Annotated in this window: 11 protein-coding genes; 6 read left to right on the top strand and 5 right to left on the bottom strand. The window is 57.7% G+C overall.

The window, feature by feature from the left end; translation table 11 throughout:
* Positions 1 to 197: 197 nt before the first annotated feature.
* From dnaQ to LDL37_RS02655, 5 genes are all read right to left on the bottom strand, one after another.
* Positions 198 to 896, bottom strand: coding sequence for a DNA polymerase III subunit epsilon (dnaQ, locus tag LDL37_RS02635; protein WP_290793933.1), 699 nt, complete (start codon positions 894 to 896; stop codon positions 198 to 200).
* A 39-nt stretch (positions 897 to 935) separates the two neighbouring features.
* On the bottom strand, positions 936 to 1,526 hold the full coding sequence (coaE, locus tag LDL37_RS02640; RefSeq protein ID WP_290793936.1) for a dephospho-CoA kinase: 591 nt from the start codon (positions 1,524 to 1,526) through the stop codon (positions 936 to 938).
* On the bottom strand, positions 1,523 to 2,368 hold the full coding sequence (locus tag LDL37_RS02645; protein WP_290793939.1) for a shikimate dehydrogenase: 846 nt from the start codon (positions 2,366 to 2,368) through the stop codon (positions 1,523 to 1,525). Before LDL37_RS02645 ends, coaE begins: the two co-directional genes overlap by 4 nt.
* Positions 2,365 to 2,973: a Maf family protein gene (locus tag LDL37_RS02650; RefSeq protein ID WP_290793942.1), complete on the bottom strand. Its 609-nt coding sequence runs from the start codon at positions 2,971 to 2,973 to the stop codon at positions 2,365 to 2,367. The genes LDL37_RS02645 and LDL37_RS02650 overlap by 4 nt, the downstream gene beginning before the upstream one ends.
* 315 nt (positions 2,974 to 3,288) lie before the next feature.
* A complete protein-coding gene (locus LDL37_RS02655) occupies positions 3,289 to 4,152 on the bottom strand; it encodes a pyruvate, water dikinase regulatory protein (protein WP_290793945.1) in 864 nt (287 codons plus the stop codon).
* 464 nt (positions 4,153 to 4,616) lie between these two features.
* Between LDL37_RS02655 and hemE the strand changes: the two genes are divergently transcribed.
* The 6 genes from hemE to mnmE form a co-directional block, all read left to right on the top strand.
* Positions 4,617 to 5,642, top strand: coding sequence for a uroporphyrinogen decarboxylase (gene hemE / locus LDL37_RS02660; RefSeq protein WP_290793948.1), 1,026 nt, complete (start codon positions 4,617 to 4,619; stop codon positions 5,640 to 5,642).
* Positions 5,642 to 6,667, top strand: a complete 1,026-nt coding sequence (gene hemH / locus LDL37_RS02665) for a ferrochelatase (protein ID WP_290793950.1) — start codon at positions 5,642 to 5,644, stop codon at positions 6,665 to 6,667. Before hemE ends, hemH begins: the two co-directional genes overlap by 1 nt.
* Positions 6,668 to 6,669: 2 nt before the next feature.
* Positions 6,670 to 7,125: a CopD family protein gene (locus LDL37_RS02670; RefSeq protein WP_290793953.1), complete on the top strand. Its 456-nt coding sequence runs from the start codon at positions 6,670 to 6,672 to the stop codon at positions 7,123 to 7,125.
* 260 nt (positions 7,126 to 7,385) lie between these two features.
* The gene (gene rho, locus LDL37_RS02675) at positions 7,386 to 8,753 is read left to right on the top strand and encodes a transcription termination factor Rho (RefSeq protein WP_013477678.1); all 1,368 of its coding nucleotides are present in this window, start codon (positions 7,386 to 7,388) and stop codon (positions 8,751 to 8,753) included.
* Between the two features lie 112 nt (positions 8,754 to 8,865).
* On the top strand, positions 8,866 to 9,120 hold the full coding sequence (locus tag LDL37_RS02680; RefSeq protein ID WP_013477677.1) for a DUF6489 family protein: 255 nt from the start codon (positions 8,866 to 8,868) through the stop codon (positions 9,118 to 9,120).
* Between the two features lie 15 nt (positions 9,121 to 9,135).
* The coding region (gene mnmE / locus LDL37_RS02685; RefSeq protein WP_290793958.1) for a tRNA uridine-5-carboxymethylaminomethyl(34) synthesis GTPase MnmE at positions 9,136 to 10,000 on the top strand (865 nt) is incomplete at its 3' end.

Genomic DNA, 10,000 nt, shown 5'->3' on the forward strand with positions numbered 1-10,000 from the left:
GCAAAGCATATAAAAAAGAGACCCGCAGTCTGTGGCTGCGGGTTTTTTTTGCCACGAAAAGCACGAACGTCGAGCGCTTTTAACCCTTGTGCCCGAAGGGCTTCGACTGTGTTGCGGCAAGTGCGGATTTTGGACGCTTCGCGCTATGTATCCGCTCAATGAAGTTCGTGCTTTTCGTGTGGTTCGTGGCTAAAATTCTATGAGGCCGTATAGCCCCACATATTCTGGTCTTTGAGATATTTGAGGCAGAAGGCCTTGTGCGCTTCGGCTTCTTTCTCATGAATATGCGAGGGCAGGGGGCGCGGACGCTGGCCGTGGTTCATCACACGGATTTCCGTGCCGTCTTCCGACACCATGCCGTGCATCTTGAGGTCAAGGCCGCGTTCCTTACCGCCCGACAGCTCCAGATAGACGCTGGCCAGCAGACGCGCATCGAGCAGAGCCCCGTGTTTGTCGCGTTCGGCCAGCGAGATATTATAGCGTTTACACAGGGCATCGAGCGAATTGGCCATGCCCGGAAACTTGTAGCGCGCCAGCTCCAGCGTATCGACCCAGCGGTCGGGATCGGTGGGGGTCAGACCCAACCGCTCCAGCTCCATATTGATAAAGCCACGGTCAAACGAGGCGTTGTGCGCAATGATCGGCGCATCGCCGACAAAGTCGATAAAGGCCTGAGCCAGATCGCCAAATTTCGGCTTGTCCGCCACCATCTCATCGGTGATGCCGTGGACACGGATGGCGTCCGGTTCGATCAGCCGTTCGGGGTTGAAATAGTGGTGAAAGGTCTTGCCCGTCGGCAGCAGGTCGTCGATTTCGATACAGCCGACTTCGATCAGGCGGTGGCCTTTTTTGGGGTCAATGCCGGTGGTTTCGGTATCGAGGACGATCTGACGCATGGGCGTAATTTGACTCGCGTTTGCCGGGCTTGTCCAGAGTCAGGCGGCGTGCAGGGCGCGGATAATCTCACGCACCTGTTGACGATTGGCCTCAAGCGTTTGCGAGGTGTCGATGATGAAATCCGCGCGGCGCCGTTTTTCGGCGTCGGGCATCTGACGCGCCAATATGTCCGCAAACTTTTCCGCCGTCATGCCGGGACGCGCCAGAACGCGGGTGGCCTGAACCTCAGGCGGGGCGGATACGACAACCACCTTGTCGAAGGTTGTTTCCGCGCCGGTTTCAAACAAGAGCGGAATATCGCACAGGGTGAGGGGTGTGCCTGAGGCGGCATGATGGGCCAGAAAGGCCTCCCGATCCGCGACGGTCGCTGGATGCACCAAAGCATTCAGCCGGGCAAAACCGTCCGGTTTTTGCTTAAGGGCAAGCGATAGCTTGGCGCGATCAACCGCGCCGTCTGTCACCACCTCGCCAAAGGCCTCGACCAGCGCGGCTTTCAACGGTTCAGAGGTGGCGTATAGCCGGTGGACCGTCTCATCGGCATCCCAGACCGGCACGCCTTCATCGGCGAACATGCGGGCTATGGTCGATTTGCCCATGCCGATGGAGCCGGTGAGACCCAGACGGATCACTTTGTCTCACCCAGAAACTCAAGGGCCAGACCACGCACATCGAAGTCCGCATCCGGGGCCTGACCATAGAAGGCGGCGAAGGACGGGCGCGCCTGTTCAATCAACATCATCAGCCCATCAACCGTCTTCAACCCACGCGCCTCGGCCGCCTGTAACCAGTTGGTTTTCAAGGGTCGGTAGGTCATGTCCATAGCGGTTGCCGACGGATCGAGCGCGTCAAACAGGGGCAGGGGTCCGCCCGACGCCGCATTGATCACGGCTACCGAACCGGCAAAGGCGCGGTCGATATCGCTCAGGGCATAGGCACTGACGCCCTCTTTGAACGCAAAGACGATCTCTTCAGCGCGGGCGACGGTGCGATTGACGATGCGCACGTCGCGGCAGCCCTTATCCAGCAAGGCGGCCACCACGGCGCGTGACGCCCCGCCGGCACCCAGAAGGGTAACCGCGCCTGCCGTCAGGTCACAGTCAGGTGCCTGTAGATGAAAGGCCTGAATAAGGCCGTGGCCGTCTGTGGAATCCGCGTGCACGCTGCCGTCTTCGTCAAAGGTCAGCAGATTGGCCGAGCCACAGCGACGCGCCAGATCGGTGGAGGTGTCGGCCAGCTTCAGCGCCAGTTCCTTGAACGGGGCCGTGATGTTCAAGCCCTTGATACCATTGGTGCGGCACGACAGGATGAGACGCTCAAACGCATGATCATCCGCCGGTGCAAAGGGCGCATAGACACCATTCAGGTCCATATGTCTCAGCCAGGCCGTGTGCAGAAAGGGGGAGAGGGATTGCCGGATCGGCTGACCGACGACGCCGGCGACCCTGGCCGCGCCTGTGGGGAGGTGTTTCATGCCGGTATAATCTCGTAATGTCTGAGTTGCGCCAGCAGGGGCAGCAAGGGCAGGCCCAGAACGGTGAAATAATCACCCTTTATCGAGTCGAACAGGTGAACGCCGTGCGCTTCAAGCATGTAGCAGCCGACGCTGGACAGGATGTCTTCACCCGCCGTCTCTATATAGTGGGTTATGAAATCTTCACTGAGGCGGCGCACAGTCAGGTCCGCCGTATCGGCGTGCGACCACAGAAGCTGACCGTTTTGCGCCACCGCCACGGCGGAGTGCAGATAATGGGTCTTACCCGAAAAGCGACGTAGTAAATCGGCTGCGTCGGCGAGTGTTTTCTGCTTGGAAATCAACTCTTTATCGAGTTGAAGGACCGAGTCCGCGCCAATGACCAGACCGGCCTGAGCGCGCGACACGTGCAGGGCTTTTTCCTGTGCCAGTTTCAGAGCGACCGCCTTGGGCGTAAAGCCGCGAAACAGGCACTCGTCCTTGATGACGTCTTCGTCGATATCGGCCGGAATTTTCGTGAAACTCAGGCCGCAATTGGTGAGCAGGGTGGCGCGAATCCTGGAGCCGGAGGCCAGGATCAGGGGAGGGGGAACAGATAGGGTCATATGTTAGCCGTCACTAGTGTCCTGAATCTGAAATTCGCATGTGCTTGATATCGCTCTCTGGCGAATTTCAGATTCAATAGGACACTAGCAAATTATTGTAACTCGTATCGTTTTCGAATTTGAAGTTCGCCCGGCTCTCGATATCAAAATGAAGCGAACTTCAAATTCACGATACTAGGCCTTATGTAAAACGCGCGGAGCTTTTTCCGATTTGAAACAGACAGTCAACGCATACTTGGTTTCTGGCTTGATTTCTGGTTTATTTCCGGGGTGCAGGGGTCCGCGACCCCTGCGTCTTAACCCTGAACTCAAAACCTAAATCCCACCCAGACGCCCGGTGCGTTTTTCATTGAGCAGGCTGATGATCGAAGCCGAGGTTTCTTCGACCGAGCGGCGGGTGACGTCGATCACCGGCCAGCCCTTGCGTTCAAACAGACGCCGGGCAGCGATGATTTCTTCACGCACGGCTTCGGCGTCGGTATAGGAAGTGGGCCGCTCATCCCCGGCGGTGGTATAGGCCAGAACGCGGGCCTTGCGGATCTGTATCAGGCGATCGGGTGAAGCGATGAGGCCGACGATCAGCGGCTCGCTCAGTTCGTCCAGTTCCGGCGGCAGGTCACGACCGGGGACGAGGGGGATATTGGCGGCCTTATAGCCCCGGTGGGCCAGATAGATGCAGGTCGGCGTCTTTGAGGTGCGCGACACACCGATCAGGATAATTTCGGCCTGACGCAGCTTGTCGGCCAGAGCGCCGTCATCGTGGGCAATGGCGTAGTTGAGCGCTTCGATGCGGTCGAAATAGTCGCTGTCGAGATTGTGCTGCGCGCCGGATTTTTTGGAAAATTCGGCGGCCCCCAGATAGCGCGAATAGGCCAGAACCACCGAATCGAGTACGCCGATGGTGGGGATGTCGCGCTCACGGCAGAAGGTTTCGAGCTTTTGCCGCAGTTCGGCATCGACCAGGGTGTGCAGAACAATGCCCGGATAGGACTCGATCTCGGTCAGGGCGCGATCCATCTGCTTGTCCGAACGGATCAGCACATAGATGTGTTCGATGGGGAAGATACCTTCGAAGCGCGCCGCGGCCGCCTTGGCCAGAGCATTGAGGGTTTCACCGGTGGAGTCGGACACCAGATGAACGTGAAAATGGATACCGATTTTCGCGCCGGATGTAGTCATGAAATTTATCTGTGCACGCTTTCTGGGGAAAAACGGGGGAAGATTTGCGTCTCTATCGGGATAAACCTTCGCCTTCGCCGTGCCAAGCCGCCAAGCCGGGGAAAAGGTGAAAAACCGGGCGTATTCGGTCACCGGTTTTCCCCAATCACGGGCATCGGTGACTCTTTTGTGACGGCTTTGTGTGTAAATCTTAACAAAAAATTAACCGTGTATGGCCGCCACTCTCAGTCGTTAGGATTTTCTTAATCAGTGTTAGGATTTGGTTAATTATCCCGGATTCCCACAGGCTGTGAAAGATTAAAAATTCATTAACGTCGCTCTGTGCAAAGGCCGGGAAAACGGCCATCATTTTTCCCCGATGCGACGTTTTTGCGCAGCATCCACGGCCTAACTACCCCTTCTATCTTTCTAAAAATCTTTTAGAGGGATTGAGGGAATACCGTCGGAAGCCTATGGATTGACTCATGACCTCGCACACGCCATCCATAGTCTCGGTCCTTCAGGGACAGACGTTGAAAACGCCGCCCGTCTGGTTCATGCGTCAGGCTGGTCGCCATCTGCCGGAATACCGTGAGCTTCGGGCGACGACGGCGGATTTTCTCAGCTTTTGCCTAAACCCGGAAAAGGCCGCCGAAGCGACGCTGCAGCCGGTACGTCGCTACGGCATGGACGGAGCCATCCTGTTTTCCGATATTCTGGTTATCCCCATGGCCTTGGGTCAGGACGTTCGCTTTGAAGCGGGTGAGGGGCCTGTTCTTGGGGACTTACCCTCTGTAGCGCGGATGGCTGATCTGGCTGGCTCGGCGGGAGAAGCCTTGAAGGCCGTGGGTGAGACCCTGAAAATCCTGCGTTCGGAATTGCCGAAAGAGGTGACGCTTCTGGGATTCTGTGGCGGGCCGTGGACGGTGATGACCTATATGCTCAATGGGCGCAAAGCCCATGACCGCTCACTGATCCGCGCCTTTGTTTATGAGCAGCCGCAACTGGTGGCGCAGGTGATGGACGTGGTCATTGAGGCTTCAGCGCAGTATCTGAAGATGCAGGCCGATTGCGGCGCGCAGGTCCTCAAAATCTTCGAAAGCTGGGCCGAAGGCTTCCCCGATCCCTTGTTTGATCAACTGGTTATCGAACCCCATCAAAGGCTGGTGCGGCGTGTGCGCGAACTGGGGATCACCCTGCCCATTATCGGCTTTCCGCGCGGGGCCGAGGCACGCTGTCTCGACTATGCCGATCAGGTCGAGGTCCAGGGTATGGCGCTGGGGACCGCCACACCTTTGAAACTGGGGCAGGCGATCCAGAAAAAATTGCCGATACAGGGGGCGCTCGATCCGGTCGTTCTGCGTTCCGGTGGCGCCGCGCTGGACGATATGGTGCTGAAAATGAAATCCGCCTGGGGGCAGGGGCCGTATATTTTTAATCTGGGGCATGGCATCTTTCCCGACACCCCCATCGCTCATGTCGAGCGGACGCTACATCTCATAAGAAGCTGATGAAAAAAGTCGCTGTTGTTCTGTTCAATCTCGGCGGGCCCCTGACCCAGGCCGATGTCAAACCGTTTCTCTACAACCTGTTCAGCGACAAATACATTATCGGCCTGCCGTCCCCCTTGCGGCAGATGGTGGCGCGCCTGATTTCATCTCGCCGCGAAACCTCGGCTCAGGCCAATTACCGCCTGATGGGAGGCGGGTCGCCCATCGTCAAGGAAACCGAGGCGCAGGCCGAGGCCTTGAGCTGCCATCTGTCGAAAACCGTCAAGGATCTGGAATTCAAGGTCTTTATCGGGATGCGCTACTGGCATCCGTTTATCGAGGATACGGTGAAGGCCGTTGAGGCGTGGGCGCCGGATCAGGTGGTGGCCCTGCCGCTCTATCCGCAGTTTTCGACCACCACCACCCTGTCGTCGTTTGTGACGTTCAAAAAGGCCTATAAGGGCGCGGCTCCGGTCAAGTATCTGTGCTGCTATCCGCAAAATCCGGCCTTCGCCAAATCCTATGCCGATCTGATCCGTCAGAAGTTGTCTGGCCTGAGCAACCTCAAGGATTATCGTCTGCTGTTTTCGGCGCATGGCCTGCCGGAGAAGATCATCAAGAAGGGCGACCCGTATCAGGCGCAGGTCGAGGCCAGTGTCGCCGCCATCATGGAACAGGTGGGGATGCAGATCGACCACGTCGTCTGCTATCAAAGCCGGGTTGGGCCGCTGAAATGGATTGGTCCTTCGACCGACGAAACGATTATCGACACGGTCAAAAGCGGGAAATCGCCCGTGGTCGTGCCGGTGGCCTTTGTCTCTGAACATATCGAAACGCTTGTCGAACTCGATATGGAGTATAAACATCTGGCCGACGAGCACGGGGCGAAGGACTATGTCCGCGTGCCGGTGGTCGGTATCGAGCCGCTGTTTATCCGGGCGCTGGGCGATGAGGTACTGCGCGCCATCGGGTCAGAGGCCACCATTATGGCCGATTACGCCTGTGATGCCTGCCACGGGCAATGCCCCAAACAAAAGGGCTTTTGAGCATGAACCATTACGACCTGCTGCGTGGCCTGCACATACTGGCCGTTATTGCCTGGATGGCCGGGCTGCTCTATCTGCCGCGCCTGTTCATCAACCATATCGCCAATCGAGATAAGCCTCAGGTGGTTGAGGTCCTGAGCGGTATGGAGCGGCGTCTGCTGCGCTTTATCATGAATCCGGCCATGATCGCCGCCTGGCTGTTCGGAGCCGGGCTGATCTACAGCAATGTGCACGATCGTTTTGGCTGGAAGTTCTTTTACGAGCCGTGGTTTGTGGTGAAGATGATCGGCATTGTGCTGATCACCGGCTATCATCATTTTCTGGCGGTGCGGTTCAAAAAGCTCCAGCGCGGCGAAGACATTGGTTCGGAAAAGTTCTGGCGCATCGCCAATGAGATTCCGGCCATCATTGCCATTGTCATGGTCATTGCCGTGACCACCGAAATGTTCACGATCTGAAATCACCTCTCTTTGATCGGGAAGGTCAGGTGAGGTCCGCCCTTGACCTTTCGGCGTTTGGGTGTATTGCTCAGAACCATTGCGCGCGCCAAACGGGTATTAAGTCGCGCATTTCCCGGCCCCACGGTTCTCGTGGTTTCAAGGCCTCCCCCAGTTTCCATACAGCGTTCACGCGCTGGTTTATCAGACAGGCACGGCCTAAGACCTTGACTTTGTTTATAAAGTCATCGTGACCGCGTGCCGTATCAGAGACCTCTCCCATGTCCGAAGACAACGAAATCGAATACGACACCACGCTGGAAGACGCCGCCGAAGACGAAAACGGCAGCGACAATGGTGATGACGAGTCGGAAAACCCCAATCAGGAAAAACTGTCGCTTCAGGAACTGAAGGACAAGTCGCCGGCCGACCTGCTGGCCTTTGCCGAACAGATCGGTGTTGAAAACGCCGCCTCCATGCGGATGCAGGACCTGATGTTTGCGGTTCTGAAAACACTGGCCGAAGAAGGCGTCGAAATCACCGGCTCCGGCGTTATCGAAGTACTGCAGGACGGGTTTGGCTTCCTGCGTTCGCCTGAAGCCAACTATCTGCCCGGTCCCGATGACATCTACGTGTCGCCGCAGCAGATTCGCCGCCACGCCCTGCGCACCGGCGACACGGTCGAAGGCCCGATCCGCAGCCCACGCGAAGGCGAGCGTTACTTCGCCCTGTCGAAGATCAAGACGATCAATTTCGAAGACCCCGAAGCCATTCGCCATAAGGTGCATTTCGATAACCTGACGCCGCTCTATCCCGAAGAGCGCCTGAAAATGGAAATCGAAGACCCGACGATCAAGGACCGTTCGGGACGCATCATCGACATTGTGGCGCCTCTGGGTAAGGGTCAGCGCTGCCTGATCGTCGCCCCGCCGCGCGTCGGTAAGACGGTTATGCTGCAAAACATCGCCAAGTCGATCGCCGCCAACCATCCGGAATGCTACCTGATGGTGCTGCTGATCGACGAACGCCCGGAAGAAGTGACGGACATGCAGCGCACCGTGCGCGGCGAAGTCATCTCCTCCACCTTCGATGAGCCGGCAACACGCCACGTTCAGGTGGCCGAAATGGTCATCGAAAAGGCCAAGCGCCTAGTCGAACACAAACGCGATGTGGTCATCCTGCTCGACTCGATCACCCGTCTCGGCCGTGCCTACAACACGGTCGTGCCGTCATCGGGTAAGGTGCTGACCGGCGGTGTCGATGCCAATGCTCTGCAACGCCCCAAACGCTTCTTCGGTGCGGCGCGTAATATCGAAGAGGGCGGCTCGCTGACCATCATCGCCACCGCGCTGATCGACACCGGTTCGCGCATGGACGAAGTGATCTTTGAAGAGTTCAAGGGCACGGGTAACTCGGAAATCGTGCTGGACCGTAAGGTCGCCGATAAGCGCGTCTTCCCGGCCATGGACATCCTCAAGTCGGGCACGCGTAAGGAAGACCTGCTGGTCGATAAGTCGGACCTGCAAAAAACCTACGTGCTGCGCCGTATCCTCAATCCGATGGGTGCCCAGGATGCCATCGAGTTCCTGATCGACAAGCTGCGTCAAACCAAGAACAATGGCGAATTCTTCCAGAGCATGAACACCTGATCCTTGCCAAATCAGGCGACACAGGATCATTGTGAATCTATCCGGGCCGGAGCAATCCGGCCCTTTCTTTATCCGCTCTCATTTGTCGATGCGAGCCTTGCGGAGACCCGCTATGAAAGTCACCTTCGATATCGAATGCACGCCGCAGGAAGCCCGCGCGTTTTTGGGCCTGCCCAATGTCGAGACGCTGAACGACTATATGGTTGAGCAGATGAAGGCCCGCGTCGAGCAGAATATCCAGTCGATGCAGCCCGAGGAGATCATCAAGACCTGGTCGAGCTTCGGCGTGCAAGCACAGGATCACTTCCTCAAGATGATGCAATCCGCGGCGACCGCCAGCATGGGCGGTTTCAAGGGCGGTAAGTAGGCTCTCGTGTTTCACGTGAAACAGACGATTTTCGCCTTGGCCTCGGCGCAAGGTCGGGCCGGGGTGTCGGTCATCCGCGTCTCCGGGCCTCAAGCCGCACACGTGGTTGAGGCCTTGCTGGGGCGCTTGCCGCGTCCACGCTATGCGACGCTCGGTCATCTGCGCTATGACGGCGAGCTGATAGATCAGGGTCTGGTCCTGTGGTTCAAGGGGCCGAACAGTTTTACCGGCGAAGACTGCGCTGAATTTCATATCCACGGCTCACGCGCGGTACTCGAACGCCTCTATGCGGTGTTTCGCGCCGAGGGCCTGCGTCACGCCGAGCCGGGTGAGTTTTCACGGCGGGCCTTTGAAAATGGCAAGCTCGACCTGACTCAGGCCGAGGCCATTTCCGATCTGGTTGAGGCCGAGTCCGAGGCGCAGCGACGACAAGCCCTGATGCAGCTCGAAGGTGGTTTCCGTGATCGCTATGCCCAATGGCGCGATGCGCTGATCCGTATTCTGGCCCATATCGAAGCCATCGTCGATTTCCCGGATGAGGATATTCCGGAACACCTCAGCGAACGCATTATTGCGGATATCATCGCGCTGAAGACTGAGGTCGGGGCGGCGATCACGGATGCGAGACGCGGGCAACAAATCCGCGAAGGCTATCGCATCGCCATTATGGGCAAGCCCAATGCCGGCAAGTCGAGCCTGTTTAACGCCTTGCTGCAAACCGACGCGGCCATCGTCACACCGATCGCTGGCACGACGCGCGATGTGATTGAATCTCCCATTCGTATCGGACCCTATGCCGCCTTGATCTATGACACGGCAGGCCTGCGCGAAACCGAGGATGTGGTGGAGTCCGAAGGTATCCGCCGGGCGAAGGCGAGGG

This window comes from Asticcacaulis sp., assembly GCF_020217185.1.
Taxonomy (GTDB): Bacteria; Pseudomonadota; Alphaproteobacteria; order Caulobacterales; family Caulobacteraceae; genus Asticcacaulis.